General features: G+C 62.2%; 22 protein-coding genes. 5 read left to right on the top strand and 17 right to left on the bottom strand.

Annotation, left to right across the window (positions count from 1 at the left end; translation table 11 throughout):
• Positions 1-13: 13 nt before the first annotated feature.
• The 3 genes from gspM to pilM are packed head-to-tail and all read right to left on the bottom strand — an operon-like array spanning position 14 to position 2,224.
• Positions 14-715, bottom strand: a complete 702-nt coding sequence (gspM, locus tag D0544_RS14810) for a type II secretion system protein GspM (RefSeq protein WP_125017483.1) — start codon at positions 713-715, stop codon at positions 14-16.
• Complete coding sequence (locus D0544_RS14805; RefSeq protein WP_125017481.1) at positions 712-1,320, bottom strand: PilN domain-containing protein; 609 nt, start codon at positions 1,318-1,320, stop codon at positions 712-714. Before D0544_RS14805 ends, gspM begins: the two co-directional genes overlap by 4 nt.
• Positions 1,301-2,224 (bottom strand): type IV pilus biogenesis protein PilM, encoded by a 924-nt coding sequence (pilM, locus tag D0544_RS14800; protein WP_125017479.1) that lies wholly within the window; start codon positions 2,222-2,224, stop codon positions 1,301-1,303. The genes D0544_RS14805 and pilM overlap by 20 nt, the downstream gene beginning before the upstream one ends.
• Positions 2,225-2,416: 192 nt before the next feature.
• On the opposite strand from pilM, the gene trmL reads away from it, so the two are divergent.
• Complete coding sequence (gene trmL / locus D0544_RS14795) at positions 2,417-2,893, top strand: tRNA (uridine(34)/cytosine(34)/5-carboxymethylaminomethyluridine(34)-2'-O)-methyltransferase TrmL (RefSeq protein ID WP_125017477.1); 477 nt, start codon at positions 2,417-2,419, stop codon at positions 2,891-2,893.
• A gap of 419 nt (positions 2,894-3,312) precedes the next feature.
• Here the strand turns inward: trmL and secB are convergent, their stop codons facing one another.
• The 3 genes from secB to D0544_RS14780 all read right to left on the bottom strand — a co-directional run bounded on the left by secB (position 3,313) and on the right by D0544_RS14780 (position 4,576).
• Positions 3,313-3,798: a protein-export chaperone SecB gene (gene secB / locus D0544_RS14790; RefSeq protein WP_125017475.1), complete on the bottom strand. Its 486-nt coding sequence runs from the start codon at positions 3,796-3,798 to the stop codon at positions 3,313-3,315.
• An 84-nt stretch (positions 3,799-3,882) separates the two neighbouring features.
• Positions 3,883-4,149, bottom strand: coding sequence for a glutaredoxin 3 (grxC, locus tag D0544_RS14785; protein ID WP_125017473.1), 267 nt, complete (start codon positions 4,147-4,149; stop codon positions 3,883-3,885).
• A 7-nt stretch (positions 4,150-4,156) separates the two neighbouring features.
• The gene (locus D0544_RS14780) at positions 4,157-4,576 is read right to left on the bottom strand and encodes a rhodanese-like domain-containing protein (protein WP_125017472.1); all 420 of its coding nucleotides are present in this window, start codon (positions 4,574-4,576) and stop codon (positions 4,157-4,159) included.
• A gap of 177 nt (positions 4,577-4,753) precedes the next feature.
• Here D0544_RS14780 and gpmI point away from each other — a divergent pair, with 177 nt between their 5' ends.
• Genes gpmI through D0544_RS14760 form a run of 4 tightly spaced genes read left to right on the top strand, consistent with a single transcriptional unit; the run spans position 4,754 to position 9,765 of the window.
• Complete coding sequence (gene gpmI, locus D0544_RS14775) at positions 4,754-6,310, top strand: 2,3-bisphosphoglycerate-independent phosphoglycerate mutase (RefSeq protein ID WP_125017470.1); 1,557 nt, start codon at positions 4,754-4,756, stop codon at positions 6,308-6,310.
• 19 nt (positions 6,311-6,329) lie between these two features.
• The gene (locus tag D0544_RS14770; RefSeq protein WP_125017468.1) at positions 6,330-7,463 is read left to right on the top strand and encodes a murein hydrolase activator EnvC family protein; all 1,134 of its coding nucleotides are present in this window, start codon (positions 6,330-6,332) and stop codon (positions 7,461-7,463) included.
• 44 nt (positions 7,464-7,507) lie between these two features.
• Positions 7,508-8,845, top strand: coding sequence for a S41 family peptidase (locus D0544_RS14765; protein WP_125017466.1), 1,338 nt, complete (start codon positions 7,508-7,510; stop codon positions 8,843-8,845).
• Positions 8,842-9,765 carry a divergent polysaccharide deacetylase family protein gene (locus D0544_RS14760; RefSeq protein ID WP_125017464.1) on the top strand — a complete coding sequence of 308 codons (924 nt, stop codon included), beginning with the start codon at positions 8,842-8,844 and terminating at the stop codon, positions 9,763-9,765. Before D0544_RS14765 ends, D0544_RS14760 begins: the two co-directional genes overlap by 4 nt.
• 4 nt (positions 9,766-9,769) lie before the next feature.
• Here D0544_RS14760 and D0544_RS17440 read toward each other — a convergent pair whose 3' ends face one another.
• From D0544_RS17440 to lgt, 11 genes are all read right to left on the bottom strand, one after another.
• Complete coding sequence (locus D0544_RS17440; protein ID WP_207905897.1) at positions 9,770-10,243, bottom strand: methyltransferase family protein; 474 nt, start codon at positions 10,241-10,243, stop codon at positions 9,770-9,772.
• Positions 10,236-11,147, bottom strand: coding sequence for a diguanylate cyclase (locus D0544_RS14750; protein ID WP_164880944.1), 912 nt, complete (start codon positions 11,145-11,147; stop codon positions 10,236-10,238). Before D0544_RS14750 ends, D0544_RS17440 begins: the two co-directional genes overlap by 8 nt.
• 117 nt (positions 11,148-11,264) lie before the next feature.
• A complete protein-coding gene (locus D0544_RS14745; RefSeq protein ID WP_125017460.1) occupies positions 11,265-12,254 on the bottom strand; it encodes a zinc-dependent alcohol dehydrogenase family protein in 990 nt (329 codons plus the stop codon).
• 128 nt (positions 12,255-12,382) lie between these two features.
• On the bottom strand, positions 12,383-12,943 hold the full coding sequence (locus D0544_RS14740; RefSeq protein ID WP_125017458.1) for an LOG family protein: 561 nt from the start codon (positions 12,941-12,943) through the stop codon (positions 12,383-12,385).
• Positions 12,944-12,976: 33 nt separating this feature from the next.
• Positions 12,977-13,330, bottom strand: coding sequence for a group I truncated hemoglobin (locus tag D0544_RS14735; RefSeq protein WP_125017456.1), 354 nt, complete (start codon positions 13,328-13,330; stop codon positions 12,977-12,979).
• A gap of 143 nt (positions 13,331-13,473) precedes the next feature.
• Positions 13,474-14,562 carry a BMP family ABC transporter substrate-binding protein gene (locus tag D0544_RS14730; protein WP_125017454.1) on the bottom strand — a complete coding sequence of 363 codons (1,089 nt, stop codon included), beginning with the start codon at positions 14,560-14,562 and terminating at the stop codon, positions 13,474-13,476.
• Positions 14,563-14,628: 66 nt separating this feature from the next.
• A complete protein-coding gene (locus D0544_RS14725; RefSeq protein WP_125017452.1) occupies positions 14,629-15,555 on the bottom strand; it encodes an ABC transporter permease in 927 nt (308 codons plus the stop codon).
• Positions 15,556-15,558: 3 nt separating this feature from the next.
• Entirely contained in the window at positions 15,559-16,647 is a 1,089-nt protein-coding gene (locus D0544_RS14720; protein ID WP_125017450.1) for an ABC transporter permease, read from the bottom strand.
• Complete coding sequence (locus D0544_RS14715) at positions 16,637-18,196, bottom strand: ABC transporter ATP-binding protein (RefSeq protein WP_125017448.1); 1,560 nt, start codon at positions 18,194-18,196, stop codon at positions 16,637-16,639. The genes D0544_RS14720 and D0544_RS14715 overlap by 11 nt, the downstream gene beginning before the upstream one ends.
• A gap of 100 nt (positions 18,197-18,296) precedes the next feature.
• Positions 18,297-19,130 (bottom strand): thymidylate synthase, encoded by an 834-nt coding sequence (locus tag D0544_RS14710; protein WP_125017446.1) that lies wholly within the window; start codon positions 19,128-19,130, stop codon positions 18,297-18,299.
• The gene (gene lgt / locus D0544_RS14705; protein ID WP_125017444.1) at positions 19,127-20,017 is read right to left on the bottom strand and encodes a prolipoprotein diacylglyceryl transferase; all 891 of its coding nucleotides are present in this window, start codon (positions 20,015-20,017) and stop codon (positions 19,127-19,129) included. Before lgt ends, D0544_RS14710 begins: the two co-directional genes overlap by 4 nt.
• Positions 20,018-20,118 lie beyond the last annotated feature (101 nt).

Below are 20,118 nucleotides of genomic sequence, written 5' to 3'. Positions count from 1 at the left end.
AACATAAGCCCTCTCATCCTTCGCGTTCCCCCATCCCCAGCCAGCGGGGATCCCGGCTCAGGGTAAAGACATTGAGCCGTGTCCTCGCAAGGGGCGCCTTCTGCACCTGATACTCCATCCCTTCCCAAAACAGGTTCCAGGGGCTCTGCTCCACGCTCTTGAGATAAGCCTGGATAGCAAAGAAGTTCCCCTCCAGCTCGAGCTGCATTCCATGACGATAGAAGAGAACCCTGGCCGCCGGATCGGCAGGGGGCGGGGCCACCTCCGTTTGCGTCGCCTCCTTTAACCCCTGCAACTGCAGAGGTTCGCTGTAGCTGGTCATCTCCAGCAGGCGCACGCCTTGCTGACGCTGGAGCATCACCTGCAACAGGTCGGACATCTGGCGTGGGGTGATCAGGTCGAGAGTGGCATCCCGGAGAACACGGTCGTAATGGGCGATGCCCCGATGCAGCTCAGCGAGCCGCTCCTCCCCCGTGGTTTGCCGCAACTGCTTTAAGGCCAGCTGGGCGGTATCGATCTCGGCCTGCAGGGTGGCCATCTGCTGCAGGTTCTGCTGCTGCTTCTGCTGCGACTTTTTCCTCTCATTGCTAAGGGGGTCTGACACCAGGATCACGAACAGAAAGCCCAACAGCAGTACCATGGCTACGGTGATCAGCAGCCGCTCGCGCTCATTACGCTGGTCAACGAGATCGCAGTAACGGCTCCAAGCACTCATGGCTGCGCCTCCCGATGAGCCTTGAGTTCGAAGGCGATCTGGCGGTTGGATGGCTCATCCCGCTTCATCTCAAACACTTCAAACCCCTTACCGTAAAAAACGGACGCGGCCTGCAATTTTTGCAGGTAGTGGGCAACCAGCTCGGGTTGACGCGTTTTACCCTGCAAAGATAGCCCCTCACCACCGGCGGTGAAGTGAAAGCCGGTTAACCAGACCCCCTCCAGATGATGCTCCGAAAGTCCCGCCATCATCTGGGTGAAGCCCCCACCCCTGAGCTTTAGCGCCAGATCCAGATAATAGGTGAGCTGCTGCTTATCCCCCAGTTCCGTCTCCAGCCGCTTTATCTCCTCAACGGCCGCGCTGTCCTGGCGCGTCTTTAACAGTTCGGCCGTGACCTGGTTGCGACTGAGCAGGAGCTGCTCCACAACCCTCTCCTGGCGCGCTTCCACCCCCTGCGCCTTCTTGAGAGCGGAATATTCGATGGCGCCAAGAACCGCCATCCCCACCAGCATTAGCAGGCAGATTTGCAGCGACCGAAGGGCACCGAAGCGAGGGTGCTGTCGCTGCTGCTCTGCGCGATAAAAATTAACCTGCTGCAGCGACATGCTCCCCCCTTTCCCTTAACGCTCCACCCAGAGAAAGTGCCACCCGCGACAGCTGCGCCGGATCAACACCCTCCGCCAGCCGGAGCCCGGCCGATGCGTCGAGTTTGACCACCCGGGCCGCCAGCCGGCGGTCAAGCTCTTCGATCAACTGATCCTCGATCTGATGCTTGCCGCTGACCAGTATGGTGGCTACCGAACCTTTATTTTGCTGGCTCTCGTAGTAGTCGAGCGAGCGCTGCATATCCAGCACCAGTTCATCCACCACGCCATAGCCCTGCTGGTTAATATGGTCAAAGCCCACCTGCAGCGAGCGGCTCATGTAGAGCTGCCCCCCCTGGGTGACGGTGACCAGCCCGCCCCGGTCTCGAAGGTTGACGGTCGCTACCGACTGCTCCCCCAGCGACTGCTGCAGCGCCAGGTTTCGCATGGCCAGGTCAGCGAGGTCTATATAACGTAAGCCCAGGCCCGCCCCTTTGATGGTTGCGGTCAGGCTCTCGATCAAGTCTCGACGCACTGCCGCGGCATAGCACATACGAACACGCCCACGATAGGCATCATCGGGCAGCAGGAAAGCATCCACCTCGACCTGGTCAAGGGGCGTACTGATCAGATCCTTGATCCGCCAGCGCATGGCGTCGGCCAGCTCCTCGTCCGGCACATCGGGAGCTTCGGCGAGCAGCATCTGGTATTGGCTGGGCAGCAGCACAAGATTGACATCACCATGGAGCTGGTTGCGCTCGACCTGCTCCTTGAGCAGACGCGCCAGTTCACCCCCACCCAGATCCACGCCAGTGCAGAAACTCACTTCCCCGGACTGGCTCATTGCCACCAGCCCGAACGAACGACTTCCCAGCACAACCCCCAACAGACCACCGGCGGCACTTTTTTTCTTGCGCCACAACACGTGCGGATCCCTCCCCCAAGCGACGACCAGCCCGTTGCAATCGCCATAAAAAACAAACCATTAGGAGGCCAATATAACAACGCCCACCGGAGGTGTCACACCTCTTTTACGCCAGCCGAGCCCGCCGCCCGCCTCCCCTTTGCGGCCCCAGGCGTTATAATCCCCCCTCCTCCGCCCAACGACCACCTATTGATGCTTCATATCGCCCTGTTCGAGCCGGAAATCCCACCCAATACCGGCAACATCATCCGCCTCTGCGCCAATACCGGCTATCGCCTGCACATTGTGGGTCCGGCGGCTTTCGAATTTGACGACAAGCGCCTGCGCCGGGCCGGCCTCGACTACCACGAGTTTGCCGCTCTGCAACACTGGGACAACTTCGATGCCTTTGCCCAGGCCCTGGCCCCGAGCCGCCTCTTTGCCATGACCACCAAAGGCTCTCGCAACTACTGCTCGGTGAACTACCAGCCCGACGACTGCCTGCTGTTTGGCCCCGAGACCCGCGGGTTACCCGATACGATTCTCACGCACCCCGCCATCAGCGACCGCATCCGCCTGCCGATGCTGGCCGACAGTCGCAGCCTCAACCTCTCCAACAGCGTCGCCGTTACCGTCTATGAAAGTTGGCGCCAGCTGGGATTCGCAGGCGCCGTCGACACCCGGGGCTAAGTGCGGGGGAAACGCTCCCGCGGCATACGACCGACAGAGGCGTCGGGAGTGCCGGTTGCGCAGGAGCGCAGCTACCGGCCCGCTTGATCGCTCCCGCCATCCCTGGCTCCCGCGATCTACCGTACATCCTGTGATCGCTCCCGCACATAAGGCAAACATTGAGCGCGCTCGACCACGCCGCTCCTGGCCATCCATGGCCCCGCCCCACAGGGACGTGGGAAGTGCCGTTTTTGCAGGAGCAAAAAACGGCCGCAGCATACGACCGACAGGGACGTCGGGAGTGCCGGTTGCGCAGGAGCGCAGCTACCGGCCCGCTTGATCGCTCCCGCCATCCCTGGCTCCCACGATCTACCGCCCATCCCTGGGCATAAAAAAGGAGGCTTTCGCCTCCTTGGGTACCTGCACTGAGCAATATTTTTTTACTCAGCCGCGGCCTGTTGCTGCTCGGCCTGCTTCTGGGCAACCGCCTGGGCATAGAGGGCGTCAAAGTTCACTGGCGCCAGCATGATGGGAGGGAAGCTGCCCCGGGTCACCAGGTTATCGACCGCCTCGCGGGCGTAGGGAAAGAGGATGTTGGGGCAGAAGCTACCCAGGGTGTGGTGCAGCGCACTCTCCTCCAGGTTCAGGGCCGCGAAAATACCCGCCTGCTGAACCTCGGCCACAAAGGCGGTTTCCTCGCCATTCTCGACGGTGACGGTCAACGCCAGAACCACCTCGAACACACCCTCATCGAGCTTGCTGTTACGGGTGTTGAGGTCAAGGTTGACCTTGGGGCGCCACTCTTTACGAAACATCTCCGGGGATTTGGGGGACTCGAAGGAGATATCCTTAACGTAGATCCGCTGCAGGGAAAACTGGGGCTGCTTGCTGTTGTCCGCGGCTGTGTTCTGCTGTTCTTCGGCCATTGATCGGCTCCTTTGTTATCGATTTATTGTCTGTCATTGAAAGCGGGTCCCCAGGGGAAACCTGCGGTGTATACGGATTGCGGGTCAGGCGGCCAGCAGGGAGTCCAGTGCTCCCTGACGCTCGAGCGCATAGAGCTCGTCGCAACCGCCGATGTGCTGATCCCCGATCCAGATCTGCGGCACCGAGGTGCGCCCTGCCTTGTGGGCCATCTCCTGGCGCAATTCAGGCCGGCCATCGACCGATATCACCTCCACCTCTATACCGCACTCCGCCCGTTTGCTCTGCAGCAACTGCAGCGCCCGAATGCAGTAGGGACAGTAACTTGAGCTGTAGATCAGTACACGACCCATGATGGAACTAGCCCTTCTTGACCAGCGGCAGGTTCTCGCCTTTCCAGGCATTGAGCCCGCCACCCAGGCGCACCACGCGGGTAAAGCCGCCGGCCACCAGGGTCTTACCGGCAATACCTGCGTGCTGGCCGGCGGCGTCGACGACGATCACTGGGCGGCTCTTGTCACTGCCAAGCTCAGAGATTCGCTCACCCAGTTTGGCGTAGGGAATGTTCATGGACTCCACAATATGTCCGTTCGAGAACTCTTTTTTCTCGCGCACATCCAGCACCAGGGCATTGTCGTTGTTGATCAAACGGGTCGCCTGCTGGGTGGTTACCGTCTTGCCGCCCTTGCGGCTTTCGGTCCACAGCAACAGGGTCAACAGGCCGAGGAAGGTCGATACCAGGATCGGGTTATTGGCAATAAAATCTAACAGCTTCTCCATCTCGCTTTCGCACACTCGTTTGGTCACAAAGCGGGGGAGTATACAGGGTTCGGGGCATAGGCTGAATATGGAAGGCGCACAAAACCCCACCTCTGCAGTGACACGAGGCCCAATAGCCATCGTCGGCACAACGGGGTAAAATTCCGCCTCCTCTCCCCGGGCGATTTGAATAACCTCATGAACACCCCTAAAACCACCACTGCACTGATCATTCTCGACGGCTTTGGCCACAGCGAGACCTCCGACTCCAATGCCATTGCCGCCGCCCACACACCTGTCTGGGACCGGCTCTGCCAGCAGTATCCCCACACCCTGGTCTCCGGCTCCGGGGAGGATGTGGGCCTGCCCGGAGGGCAGATGGGTAACTCCGAAGTGGGCCACATGAACCTGGGGGCAGGGCGCATCGTCTATCAGGAGCTGACCCGCATCAGCAAGGCGATTGAAGAGGGCAGTTTCTACCAGAACCCGGCCCTGTTGGAGGCGGTGCGGGGTGCTGTTCGCGGCGGTAAGGCAGTTCACATCATGGGGCTGGTCTCTCCCGGTGGCGTTCATAGCCACGAAGATCACATCAGTGCCATGATCGAGCTGGCCCGGCGCGAAGGGGCGCAGAGGGTCTATCTTCACGCGTTCCTCGATGGTCGCGACACGCCCCCCCGCAGCGCCGAGCCCTCTCTGGCTCGCCTCGACCAGCAGCTGCGGGAGCAGAAGCTGGGACGCATCGCCAGTCTTATCGGCCGCTACTACGCCATGGACCGTGACCAGCGTTGGGAGCGGGTCAGCCAGGCCTACGCCCTGATCACCGAAGCCCAGGCTGAGCATCGTGCCGACAGCGCCACCGAGGGGCTGCAGCAGGCCTATGCCCGGGAAGAAAGCGACGAGTTCGTGGCCGCCACCCGCATCCAGGGCGCCGGCGAGTCGGACGCGGCCCTTGAGGAGGGCGATGCCCTCATCTTTATGAACTTCCGCGCCGACCGCGCCCGCCAACTGACCCGCGCCTTTGTCGACCCCAGTTTCGACGGCTTTGTGCGCAACCAACAGCCCCGGCTGGCGGGCATGGTCATGCTGACCCAGTACGCAGATGACATCGACACCCTTTGCGCCTACCCCTCCGAGCGCTTGACCAACACCCTGGGGGAGGTGATTCAGACGCAAGGCAAGACCCAGCTGCGCATCGCCGAGACCGAGAAGTACGCCCACGTCACCTTTTTCTTCAGCGGCGGACGGGAAGCACCCTTCGAAGGGGAGACCCGTATCCTGGTGGCCTCTCCCCAGGTGGCCACCTACGATCAGCAACCCGAGATGAGCGCACCCGAGGTGACCGAAAAGCTGGTGGCGGCGATCGACAGCCGCGCCTTCGACCTGGTGGTCTGCAACTACGCCAACGGCGATATGGTGGGCCATACCGGTAACTTCGATGCCGCGGTCAAGGCGGTCGAGTGCCTCGACCAGTGTGTTGGCCAGATCACCGACGCCCTGCTACGTAATGGCGGACAGTGCCTGATCACTGCCGACCACGGCAATGTTGAACAGATGCGTGACGAGAGCACCGGTCAGGCCCACACAGCGCATACCTGCGAGGCGGTTCCCTGCCTCTATGTGGGTGAGCGCAAGCTAAGCCTCAATGAGGGTGGTATCCTCTCCGACATCGCTCCCACCCTGCTTGAACTGATGGGGCTGGAGCAACCCGCCGAGATGAGCGGCCATAGCCTGCTGGGCCAGGAACCGGCCCGATAGCGAATCATTAGGAACCCCGATGCGCAGATTATTCCTGACTTTACTGCTGCTCACGCTGCCCCTGGCCGCTGGTGCAGAAACCGATGAGGCCCAGGCCCGCCAGCAGCTCGAGCAGCTGCAGAAGGATATCCAGCAGATGCAGGCGCTGCTGAACAAGATCCGCAGCCAACGCAGCAGCGTCGAGCAGCAGCTGGGGCGCTCGGAGCAGGAGATCGGTGACCTCCACCAGCAGATCAAACAGCTTGAGCAACGGTTGCAGGAGGGCCAGCAGCGCCTAAAAAAGCTGCAAACTGACCAGCGCCAGCTGGTCAGTGAAATCCAGGGCCAGCAGCAGCAGATCGCCAACACCCTGCGCGCCCTCTACCGTAGCGGCCAGCAGCCTTACCTGAAACTGGTGCTGAGCCAGCAGGACCCGCAACACAGCGGTCGCATGCTGCACTACTTTGACTATCTTCACCGCGCCCACGGGAAGCAGATCCGCCGCTACCGCCAGCAGCTGGCCCGGCTGCAGCAGCTCGATCAGCAGATCTCCCAAACCCAGCTGCAGCTCAACCAGCAACGCGACCAGCGCCAGCAGCAGCGCGCCCGCCTGTTAACCCAGCAGTCTGAGCGCCAGCGTTTGATGCAACGGCTGCAACAAACCCTCCAGCAGAAGGACCGGGACCTGGCCGACAAACAGCAGCAGCAGGCAGAGCTGCAACAGATCCTGGAGTCGCTGCAGAGCGCCATCGCCAATCTCAGCGTACCGGGCAAGCCCTTCAAACAACAGCTGCACAAGATGGCCTGGCCGGTCAAAGGCAAACTGCGCCACCGCTTTGGTAGCAGCAAGGGGAACAAACAGCGCTGGAACGGCATCTATATCAGTGCCAGCGAGGGTGCGCCGGTTAACGCTATTCACCACGGTCGCGTGGTATTCTCTGACTGGCTACGCGGCTTTGGGCTGTTGTTGATTGTCGATCACGGCAACGACTACCTGAGCCTCTACGCCCACAATCGCAGCCTGCTCAAGGAGCTGGGCGAATGGGTGGACGCCGGAGAGACCATCGCCACCGCCGGCAACAGCGGCGGACAACCGGCCAACGGGCTCTATTTCGAGATCCGCTACCGGGGCAAGCCCCAGAACCCTTTGCGTTGCTGCCTTGCGCGCCAATAGGTTATAAAGAATCTGTACCCCACCCATCACCCAAGGAGCAATGCATGGGCCCCCTCTTTCGCCATATCGGCACCCTGACCACCGGCGCGGCGCTGGCGATTACCCTGAGCCTGAGTGCACCACTGCATGCCGAAGAGGGTACCCCGGCTCATCTGCCGCTGGACGACCTGCGTACCTTTACCGAGATCTTTGAACGCATTCGCAGCGCCTATGTGGAAGAGGTGACGGATCAGGAGCTGCTGGAGAGCGCGATAAAAGGGATGCTGGCCGGGCTCGACCCCCACTCTGCCTACCTCGACCCGGAAGCCTTCAACGACCTGCAGGTCAACACCTCCGGAGAGTTTGGCGGCCTAGGTATCGAGGTCGGTATGGAGAATGGCTTTATCAAGGTGGTGGCCCCCATTGATGACACCCCCGCCGCCGAAGCGGGTATTGAAGCCGGCGACCTGATCATTAAGCTGGACAAGAAACCGGTCAAGGGGATGAGCCTGCAGGAGGCGGTCGAGCTGATGCGAGGCAAACCGGGCACGGCGATCGAGCTGACCATCATGCGCAGCGGTAGCGACGCTCCCTTCGATCTCACCCTGAAGCGTGCGGTGATCCGCGTGACCAGCGTCAAAAGCCGTGAGCTGGAGCCCGGCTACGGTTATCTGCGCATTACCCAGTTTCAGGTCAACAGTGGCGAGGAGGTGACCCGCTCCATTGAAAAGCTGCGTCAGCAGCATCCCCTCAATGGACTGGTCATCGACCTGCGCAACAATCCCGGAGGGGTACTGCAGGCGGCAGTGGATGTGTCGGACCTGTTCCTCGAGAAGGGGCTGATCGTCTACACCGAAGGCCGCATCCCCAACTCGGAGCTGCGCTTCAACGCCAGCGACCGTAGCATCGCCCCCGATACCCCACTGGTGGTGTTGATCAACGGAGGCTCCGCCTCCGCATCGGAGATCGTTGCCGGGGCGTTACAGGATCACCACCGCGCCATCATTATGGGCACCGACAGCTTCGGCAAGGGCTCGGTTCAGACGGTGCTGCCGCTGGCCAACCAGCGCGCCCTCAAGCTCACCACCGCCCTCTACTACACCCCCAACGGGCGCTCCATACAGGCCCAGGGTATCGTGCCCGATATCGAAGTAGAGCGGGCCACACTCACCCCCGCCGAGCGATCCACAGGGGTCAAGGAGGCGGACCTGCAGGGCCACCTGGGTAATGGCAACGGCGGGGCCGACAAGCCCAGCAGCGAACTCAAGGAGGCGCGCAGCCACCTCGCCCAGGAGGACTACCAGCTGTACCAGGCCCTCAGCCTTCTGAAGGGGCTGCACATCAGCCGTTACCCGCAGCAGGCGCCTGCCACCTCCACGACTGAGGCGCCCGACAGCCAATGAGGGGAGTGCTGGCCGCCCTGTGCCTGCTGGCTCTCCCCTTGATGCTGGGGGGCACCAGCAGCTCACCCGCCTTTGCGGGCAGTGACCTGCGCGCCCCTCTGCCCATGCCCGCCCGTGACCGCCACGAGCAGCTTCTGCGATGGCTGGCGCTCAACCCGCCCCCTGCCATTGAAGCCCCCGTGGCAACGCCGCCGACACCGGCTGAGGCCTCCTCCTCACCCATGACGCGCCCCCTGGCCCCGCGGCTGGTGATCATCATCGACGACATCGGCAACAACCTTCAGCAGGGGGAGCGCAGCGCCGGCCTCCCGGGCCCCCTCAATCTCGCGATCCTACCCTATACCCCCCACGCCACCCACCTGGCCACCCTGGGGCATGCGCAGGGCAAGGAGATCATGCTGCACGCCCCCATGGAGAACCACCAGCAACTTGCGTTGGGGCCTGGTGCCCTCACCCTGGGCATGGACCGGAGCGGATTTACGGAGCAACTGGCCGAGTCACTCGATAGCGTCCCCTTTGTGCGCGGGGTCAACAACCATATGGGCAGCCTGATGACCGAGCAGGCCCAGCAGATGCACTGGACCATGGGGGTTCTTCAGGAGCGGGGGCTGTTTTTTGTCGATAGTCGCACCAGCTCGAATACGGTGGGTGCCCGTACCGCCGAGGCGGTCGGCGTACCGCATCTGAGCCGACAGGTATTTCTCGACCACGAACGCGATCCGCTAGCGATCGCCGACGCCTTCGAGCGAGGCTTGCGCATCGCGCGCCAGACAGGCACTGCGGTACTGATCGGCCACCCCTACCCAGAGACCCTTGACCTGCTGGAGCAACGACTTCCAGAGCTGGAAGCCGAGGGCATCAGCCTGGTCAGCGCGGGCCAGTTGATCGGCCAGCAGCAGGTTGCCCACAAGACCCCCTGAGCGGCTACAACCAGCGCCGCACCCGCTGCCGGTACGCCTGATACGACGCCCCAAAGGTTTTCTCCAGCACCCGCTCTTCAGGCAGGATCTGCACCCGCGTCAGGCACAGGGCAAACAGCGGCGGAAGCAGCAACGCCAGCGCCGACCCCAGCACACAGCCCCAGCCCACCAGCACCAGCAACATACCCAGGTACATGGGGTTACGGGTATAGCGGTAGACGCCCTCCACCACCAGCACCGAACTGTGCTCGGGTCGGTAGGGGTTAACGGTAGTGCGGGCGCGAACAAATCGCCATAGCCCGCCAAGGTCGAGTGACACCCCGACCGCGATCACCCCCCAGCCCAGAACCAAAAGCAGCGGATCGTGCCACTGCCACCCAATACCCGTGTCCGCCAGCCACCACATGGCGCCACCAAACATCAGCAGATAAAGGGGTGGGGGAATCTTCATCTCCAGCCAATGCATGATCTCAAACACCTCCGGCCCGGTTCTCTTGTGACCAACCGCAAACCCGGTTGCGGCCGCTTTTTTTGGCCCTGTAGAGCGCCTCGTCGGCACGACTAATGGCCTCTACCAGAGGCTTGCCGGGCTCCATCTCGGCCACCCCGAACGAAGCGGTCACCCACACCTCTGCCCCCTCCTGCATGGGGATCGGGGTGGCCTCCAGCCCCTCGCGCAAGCGCTCGGCAATCTCGCAAGCCGCGCCCAGGTCCGTCTCCGGCATCGAGAAGAGAAACTCCTCCCCTCCATAGCGTGACACCACATCGTAGCGCCTGAGGGCCTCCTCGAAGTAGCTCGCCACCGCCTCCAGCACCCGATCACCCATCGGGTGGCCATAGCGGTCATTGACCTCCTTGAAGTGGTCGATGTCCCCCATCACCAGGGAACAGGAGCCTCGCCTGCGGTTGACCCGTGAAAGCTCTTTTTCCAGCACGACACCCATCAGGCTGCGGGTAGGCAGGTGGGTCAAGCTGTCGAACTGGCGCGTGGTGTCATCGATGGCGAAGGCCAGTGCCTCCACCTCTGCCACAAAGCGCTGCTCGATGGTGGTGAACTCCCCGTAGAGTGCTTCATTAACCACCCCCTGCTGCTCATACTGCAGCAGCATCTCGGTCGCCAGCTCGTGCAGCTGCTGGTGAAGCCGGCCAATGCGAATAAATTCGGGAGCCTGCTTGAGCTCGCGCTGGGAAACCCCGTAATACCACTGGCCGAAGGAGCAACCTCGATAGTCTCGGGCCAATGGATAATCGATCGGTTGCTGGCAGATAAAAACCTGGTGAATGCGATTCAGCCACTGCAGGTGGTGCCCCACCAACCCCTGAAGGCTGAGGGCCAGGGCCTTGATCTCCTCATGCCCCAGCGTCTCAATTAAACGGTTCACCAGCATCGGCTCTGCTCCCTGAAAAAGCGCGAAGACTGATTCTAGCCTGTCGGGGGGCGTTCGCCCATGGGAGCGGTGACCTCCGGCCTCCACCCCTGCTCGCAAAGGTCGCGCCGGTCAGGAGCGATTGGGGACCACCATCACTTTACCCTCTCGCTCACCGGCAGCCGCCGCAGCCACCGCCTCTTTGATCTGTTCGAGACTGAAGCTGGCCGCTACCCGCGCATGCAGCTTTCCGGCCGCAATCAAGCCGGCCACCTCACCGAACACCTTCATTTTCTGCTCGGCCGAGGCCTGCTGAAACCAGCGCGCCAGCCAGAATCCCTTAACCTGTATATCCTTAAACACCAGGTTCAACGGAGCTATCTGGCAGGGCTCTCGGCTCATGGCGCCATAGTTGACCAGGATGCCCCCCTCGCCCAGGCAGGCAGCGATGCGGTCGGTGGCCGCGCCCCCTACGGCATCGATCGCCAGGCGCGGCATCTCGCCACCGGTCGCCTCCAGTACCCGCTGGCGCAGGTCATCGCCATCCACCAGCACCACATCGGCCCCCTCGGCCTCAACCGCCGCGACCGCTGACTCCCTCCTTACCACATTCACTGTCTTGTAGCCGCGCAGACGTGCCAGCTGGATCAGGTAGCCACCCACTCCGGAGTTGGCGGCATTCTGGATCACCCAGTCGCCGGCAGCCAGGTCGACAAACTCACTCAACAGCAGGGAGGCGGTGGGGGGATTCACGGTCATCATCGCCAGCTGCTGGGGATCGGCATCATTGGGCAGCGGAACCAGCTCCCCGGCGCTCGCCACCACGTGGGAGGCCCAAGTACCGCAGCCGACCGGCAGCAACACCGTCTGCCCCACGGCGGGTGCATCCACCCCGGCGCCTTGTTCTACCACTCGCCCCACCCCTTCATTGCCTCCCACCGCTGGCAGCGGCGGCAACATGCCGTACTCGCCCGTCAGGGTCAGTACATCGGAGGGGTTGATTGGTGCGGCCAGCACCTCAATCAGTACCTGGCCGCTATCCAGGACCGGCTTCTCGAAGCTGACCGCCTCAATGGAGGCTTCTGGAACCGGTCCACGTGCATTGTATTGGGCTTTCAACATGGGAACTCCTTATTAGGTTCGGGGGGAGAAACAGGGACCCATAGTACTCAGGCGATGTCGCCCTGGGCCAGCAATCCCGGTCCCCAGCGTCCGCCTGAATGGTAGTCAATAAGCCGGAGTGATGCAGGCTAGCCCCACTTTCCCGGTGGTGGTGAGTAGGTGGCGATCGCCTCCAAAAGCGCTGCGGGTTCGCGCTCGACGATCAGCATCTCGCGGTAGGCCGGGCCCATAAAGCCCTCCTCCACCATGTGGGAGAGGAAGCCCAGCAACCCATCGTAGTACGCCCCCGCATTCAGCAGCGCACAGGGCTTTAGGTGGTACCCCAGCTGGGCCCAGGTCCAGACCTCAAACAGCTCCTCAAGGGTCCCTATCCCTCCGGGCAGCGCCACGAAGCCATCGGCCAGCCGGGCCATGGTGGCCTTGCGTTCGTGCATATCCGCCACTATGTGCAGCTCACTCAACCCGGGGTGCTGGATCTCACGCTCGCGCAGGGCCCTGGGCATGACCCCCACCGAGTATCCGCCGGCCTCGATCACCGCGTCGGCCACCAACCCCATCAAACCCACATTGCCGCCGCCGTACACCAGTTCATGGCCCGCCGTCACCAAAGCGCGCCCGAGGGTCCGGGCCGACTCGGCATAAGCGGTATCCCGCCCCGCGGAGGAGCCACAAAACACTGCCACTCTCATAAAAAGCAAGGTCTCCCGCCCAGCGGTGGGCGACTAACGATTCAACACATCCGATTTGTGGCTCTGGGCAATCTTAACCACCTCGGCAATATCGGCCTCAGCTACTCCCAGCTCGCTGAGGGTGGCGCGCAGGTGGGTGGTGACGGCCGTAAAGTGGCTCTCATCCAGCTTGAGGCGAGCGTGCGCCTCTCGCATCTGCCTGCCGCTGTATTCCACCGGCCCTCCAAAAACCATGGTCAGAAACGCTTTCTGGCGGCGTGCCTGGGACTGCATATTGACCTGGCTGAAAAAGGGGGCGATGCGTTCATCCGCCAGCACCTTGCGATAAAACAGGTCAACCGCCCGATCAACCGCCTGCGCACCACCCATCCTTTCATACAGGGACATAAACCGCTCCTTAACGCCTCAATCGGCAGACCCTAAAGCTAGGCGATCTGGCGGCGGGTTTCCAGCAACGCATCCACCCTGTGCACGCCGTCATAAAAAAACCGCGCCAGGCGCGGTTTTTTTATGCTTTCCTCCCTTCTCCCTTATTTGGGCAGTTCGCCCTGGACCCCTTCAACATACCAGTTGAAGGATAGGATCTCACCATCGCTCATGGTGGTGCCCTCAGGCACGACGACCTTGCCCTGCTGATCCTTGATGGGGCCCTGGAAAGGGTGGAAGCTGCCATCAACAATGCTCGCCTTGATCCCTTCCACCTGCTCCACTACCGCCTTGGGGATGGCACTGTTATAGGGGGCCATCTTCACCATGTCGGCGGCGATACCGCCCCAGGTGTCATCCGCCTTCCAGCTGCCATCGAGCACTGCCTTGGCGGTCTGGGTGTAAAACCCACCCCAATGCACCACGCTACCGGTCAGGTGAGCGCGCGGGCCAAAAGCGGTCATGTCAGAGTCGTAACCGAAGGCGTAAACCCCCTTCTCCTCGGCCGCCTGAACCGGCGCGGGAGAGTCGGTGTGCTGGTTGATGATATCGGCACCCTGGGCGATCAAAGCTTCGGCAGCTTCACGCTCCTTGGCCGGATCGTACCAGGTGTTCACCCACACCACCTTGACTTCGGCCTTGGGGTTGACGCTGCGCAGCCCCAGGGTGAAGGCGTTGATGCCCTGGACCACCTCGGGGATGGGGAAGGCCGCAACGTAACCGATGACGTTACTCTTCGTCATGTGGCCGGCGATGACGCCGGTCAGGTAACGCCCCTCATAGAAACGTGCGGAGTAGGTACCCACGTTCTTGGCGCGCTTGTAACCGGTGGCGTGCATAAAGGCCACCTTGGGGAAGCTCTGGGCTACCTTAAGGGTCGGGTTCATGTAACCGAAGCTGGTGGTAAACACCAGGTCATGGCTCTGGGCCAGCTGGCGAATCACCCGCTGGGAGTCGGCTCCCTCGCTGACACTCTCCACGTAGCTGGTTTCAACCTGGCCACCCAGTGCCGCTTCCATCTCCTTGCGACCCTCGTCGTGCTCGAAGGTCCAGCCGGCATCGCCCACCGGGCCCACATAGACAAAGCCCACCTTAAGCTTTTCAGCGGCCAGCGCAGGGCCGGACAGGGCAGCGGCCAGCAGCAGGGAGGCGGTCGCACGAAGCAGGGCCGCCGGGGTAAATCGATTGGTCATCGCTATCTCCTTGAGAGTGATCGTTGCTTTAGTTCTCGCTGTGTCCGTTAGCCTTGGCTAGCGGCTTTATTGTGTCTTGTGGAACGGTTTGCCCAGGGACATGGGGGCAAAGAGTTTGATCCGTGCCTGATTGCTCGATAACAGTACCAGAACCAGAATGGTTGCCAAATAGGGCAGAGTGGCGAGCAGGTTGGAGGAGACCGACACCCCCAGCCCCTGCATAACCAGGTGCATGATGCTGGCGGCACCGAACAGGTAGGCCCCCAGCAGCACCCGACCGACCCGCCAGCTGGCAAATACCACCAGCGCCAGGGCAATCCAGCCGCGCCCGGCGGTCATGTTATCGGACCACAGGGGAGTATAGGCCAGAGACAGATAGGCCCCCGCCAGGCCGGCCATGGCTCCGCCGAACAACACCGCCAGATAGCGCACCCGCATTACCGACAGGCCGACCGCCACGGCGGATTCGGGCGACTCACCCACCGCTTTCAGGATCAGCCCCGGACGACTGTGGTAGATCACCAGGAATACTGCGCCAAAAAGGATAAACGAGAGGTAGACCAGCGGGTCCTGGGCAAACAGCGCCTTGCCGATCAGTGGCAGGTCACTCAGCACCGGAATCACCCAGGCTTCCATACCCGACAGTGGCTTACCCACAAAGCCACTGCCCATAAAGGCGCTCAGGCCGGCACCAAAGATGGTCAGCGCCAGCCCGCTGGCCACCTGGTTGGCATTCAGGTTGAGGGCCAGGAAACCAAACAGCAGCGACATCAGCATGCCGACGAAGATGCCTGCCGCCACACCAAACCAGAGGTTGCCGGTGGTAAAGGCGACCCCGAAGCCGGCCATCGCCCCCATCAGCATCATCCCCTCCTGGCCGAGGTTGAGGACACCGGACTTTTCACACACCAGCTCGCCGAGGGCAACCAGCAACAGGGGGGTGCCGGTACGGACCATGGCAAACAGAATATTGGTAATCAGGTCGATATCCATCGATCAGGCCTCGCTCGCCGCCGCATCCCTGCCGGCTCGCACCCAGCGAACACGGTAGAGGATTAAAAAGTCACAGGCCAACAGGAAGAACAGCAGTACGCCCTGGAACAGCCCCCCCAACGCCAGCGGCAAGCCCATTTCGATCTGCCCCATTTCACTGCCCATATAGACCAGCGCCATCAACAGGCTGGCCAGGAAGATACCCACTGGATGCAGGCGCCCCAGGAAGGCGACGATGATCGCCGAGTAGCCGTAGCCGGGAGAGACCGTAGGCACCAGCTGGCCGATGGGACCGGTCACCTCAGACACCCCGGCGAGCCCCGCCATGGCACCGCTGAACAACAGCACCATCATCACCAGTTTCTTCTCGCGAAAGCCGGCGTAGTGGGCAGCACTGCTGTCGAGGCCCAGCACCCGGATCTGGAACCCCACAAAGGTCCGACTCAGAATCACCCACGCCACCACCACCGCCAACAGCGCCAGCAGCGCCCCCAGGTGCAACCGGTAGCCCTCCATCAGGACCGGTAACAGGGTGCTGTCGGAAAAGAGAGCGGATTCGGGAAAGTTGAAGCCCCCCGGGTCCTTGAGAGGACCGTGCACCGCGAACAGCAACAGGTTCAGGGCGATGTAGTTGAGCATGATGGTGGTGAGGATCTCATTGGTGTTGAAGTGGTTCTTCAGCACCGCCGGGATCGCCGCCCAGGCCATCCCCGCCAGCGAGCCGGTCACCAGCACCAGGGGCAGGGCCCAGCCCGACTCGGAACCCAACCACTGCAGCGCCAGGGCGCTACCGATCAGGGCCCCCATCAACAGCTGGCCCTCGGCGCCGATGTTCCACACATTGGCTCGGTAGCAGAGTGCCAGGCCGGTGGCGCAAAGCAGAATGGGGGCCGCCTTGACCCCCAGCTCCGAAAGGCCATAGAGATCCGACACCGGCAGCACGAAAAAGGTGTAGAGCCCCTGCAGGGGTTCCCGCCCCTGCACCCAGAACAGCAGCGCCCCGGTGACCAGGGTCAACAGCAGGGCCAGCAGCGGCGAGCAGTAGGCCATGAGCCGCGACTCCTGGGCACGGCGTTGAAGACTAAGCGACATCGGTCACCTCCCCGCCCTCGGACGCCAGCTCAAAGTGGCCCGCCATCCAGCTCCCCACCTGCGCGATGGAGGCTCTGGCCGTGTCAGCCATGGGCGACAAGCGGCCGTGGCAGATGGCGCAGATACGATCGCTGATCTCGAACAGCTCATCCAGATCTTCCGATACGATAAGGATCGCAGCGCCCTTGTTGCGCAGGCTGATCAACTCTTTATGGATGGCCACCGCTGCGCCAATATCTACCCCCCAGGTGGGGTGGGAGGCGATCAGCAGGGTGGGGTGCTGGAGAATCTCCCGCCCCATGATAAATTTTTGCAGGTTACCGCCCGACAGACTCTTGGCCGGGGCATCAATGCCACTGCTCTTGACGTTGAACTGGCTCACGATCTGCTGGGCAAAGGCACGGGTCTTGCGCCAATTGATCAAGCCGTGTTTAACCAGCCCCGAGCGGGCTGCCGTCAGCAACCCGTTTTCGACCAGGCTCATGTCCGGTACCGCACCGCGCCCAAGGCGCTCTTCGGGCACAAACGCCAGCCCCTCCTCGCGCCGCTGGCCAGGATACATATGGGCGATATAGCCCTGGGGCAGGCGGATCGATTCACGGTGGGTCTCCAGCGACTCGCCGCTTAAGGCCGCCAGCAGCTCCTCCTGGCCATTACCGGCCACCCCGGCAATCCCCACAATCTCCCCGGCCCTGACACTCAGGTTGATCCCCTTGAGGGAGACCCCGAAGGGGTCTTTGGAGACCAGGTCGAGGCTACGAATGGAGAGGTACTCCTCGCCGCCGGTGGCGCGGTCATGGATGGCACTGACCGGGGTATCATCCCCCACCATCAGGCGAGCGATACTCTCGGCGGTCTCTTCGGCCGGCACGCACTCGCCGGTCACCTGGCCACCCCGCAGGATGGTGGCGTTATGGCACAGCGCCTGCACCTCGTTGAGCTTGTGGCTGATAAAGAGGATGCTGCAACCCTCCTCCGCCAACTGGCGCAGGGTGGTAAAGAGCCCCTCCACCTCCTGGGGGGTCAGTACCGAGGTGGGCTCGTCGAGGATCAGCAGGCGGATCTTCTGAATCAGGCAGCGCACGATCTCGACCCGCTGGCGCTCGCCGATCGACAGCGTATGCACCAGGCGGTCCGGCTCCAGGGCCATACCGTAGCGCCGGGAAACCTCGCGGATGCGCTCGCCGAGTGCCGTCATATCCTTGGCCTGGGCAGGCTCCAGGCAGAGGGCGATGTTTTCCGCCACGGTCAGGGTTTCAAACAGGGAAAAGTGCTGGAACACCATGCCGATGCCCAGCTGGCGGGCCTCAGAGGGGGCGCTGATCTCTACCGGCAGGCCATCCCAGAAGATGCGACCTTCGTCCGGCTGCATCACCCCGTAGATCATCTTCATCAGGGTGCTTTTGCCGGCCCCGTTCTCACCCAGCAGGGCATGGATCTCACCGGGGTAGATGTCAAGGTTCACCTGATCATTGGCCAGCACGCCGGGAAAGCGCTTGCTGATCGCCCTCAGCGATACCCGAGGGGTAGTGTTGGTGGGAATTGTCATCTATTTCTCTGCCTTTCCACGACCGAACCCGTCGCGTTCGCGACCAAACCCCAAATGCTATCCTAATCCACCGACCACTAAAAGTGATCGGTGATCTTCACTAGACCGCCACTGGCGCCTTGATATGGGGATGGCTCTGGTAACCCACCAGTTCGAAATCCTCAAAGCAAAAAGCAAACAGGTCCTTCACCTCGGGGTTGATGCGCAGGGTCGGCAGCTGCAGCGGCTCCCTGGAGAGCTGCAGCTCTACCTGCTCCATGTGGTTGGAGTAGAGGTGGGCATCGCCGAAGGTATGGATAAACTCACCGGGCTGCAGATCGCACACCTGCGCCAGCATCAGGGTCAGCAGTGAGTAGGAGGCGATATTGAAGGGCACCCCAAGAAAGATATCAGCGCTGCGCTGGTAGAGCTGGCAGGAGAGCTTGCCCTCGCTGACGTAGAACTGGAACAGGCAGTGGCAGGGGGGAAGCGCCTGCTTGCCCTGGGCGGCGTTCTCCCGGGGGGAGAGGCTGACGTCCGGAAGCACCACCGGATTCCAGGCGCTGACCACCAGGCGACGGGAGGTGGGGTTGTTGCGAATCTCGTTGACCAGCTCGCTGATCTGGTCAATCACCTCGCCGTTTGGCCCCTCCCAGGAGCGCCACTGTTTGCCATACACGGGGCCCAGCTCGCCGCTCTCGGTGGCCCACTCATCCCAGATGCTGACGCCGTTGCGCTTGAGGTAATCAATGTTGGTATCACCGGCGAGGAACCACAGCAGTTCATGGACGATCGACTTGAGGTGGCACTTCTTGGTGGTCACCAGAGGGAAACCCTGGGCAAGGTCAAAACGCATCTGGTGGCCGAAAATGCTGTAGGTACCGGTACCGGTGCGATCACCCTTGAACACGCCCTGCTCTTTCACGGTGCGCATCAGGTCAAGATACTGTTTCATCGTTTGCCCTTTCTCTTTCGTTGGGTGGAAGTGGAGCGGCCCGGTTCCCTGGCGACCTGCTGCTCCAGCCATAAAGCATCGTCGCGATTGATCCCCGCCTCCAGCGGGTAGCGACGGTACCCCCAGAGCATCAAAGCGGCCCCCACCAGCACCATCGGCAACGACAGCAGCTGCCCCATGGTCATCCAGTCGAAGGCGATAAACCCGAGCTGGGTATCGGGCTCACGGAAGAACTCCACCAGGATGCGGAAGCTGCCATAACAGACCAGGAACAGCCCCGACACCGCCATCCGCGGTCTCGGACGGGAGGAGAACCACCAGAGCACCAGAAACAATACCACCCCCTCGAGGGCAAACTGGTACAGCTGCGAGGGATGCCGCGCCAGCTGCAGGGGGTCGCGGGGAAACACCATCGCCCAGGGTACCTCTGCGGCACGCCCCCAGAGTTCGCCACCGATAAAGTTGCCGATCCGCCCCGCTCCGAGCCCAATCGGCACCAGCGGGGCGATAAAATCGGTGAGCTGGAAAAAGCTTTTCCCGACCCGCCGACCGTAAAGGAGCATCGCGATCAGTACCCCCAGCAGACCGCCGTGGAACGACATCCCCCCCTCCCAGATCGCGAACAGCCAGAGGGGGTCTTGCAGGAAGTAGTCGAAATTGTAGAAGAGTACGTAACCGCAGCGCCCTCCCAGGATCACCCCCATGGCGATATAGAACACCAGGTCCCCCACCTGCTCCGCCTGCCAGAGGCCACCGGAGCGCCGGGCCCGCCACTGCCCCAGCCACCAGCCACCGACAAAGCCAACCAGGTACATCAATCCGTACCAGTGGACCTTGAAGGGCCCTATCGCCACCGCGACCGGATCAATATGGGGGTATGGGATCACAGGAGGCTCCTTACTCGTCGTCGGCATCGGCCGACCGGCCACAACGGACTTGTCCGCTACGCATAAAGCCGCCATTATCCCGTAATCATCGCCTGCTGCCC

It is taken from the genome of Aestuariirhabdus litorea (assembly GCF_003864255.1).
In the GTDB taxonomy this organism is placed as follows: Bacteria; Pseudomonadota; Gammaproteobacteria; order Pseudomonadales; family Aestuariirhabdaceae; genus Aestuariirhabdus; species Aestuariirhabdus litorea.
This window is presented reverse-complemented; position numbering and strand designations above follow the sequence as displayed.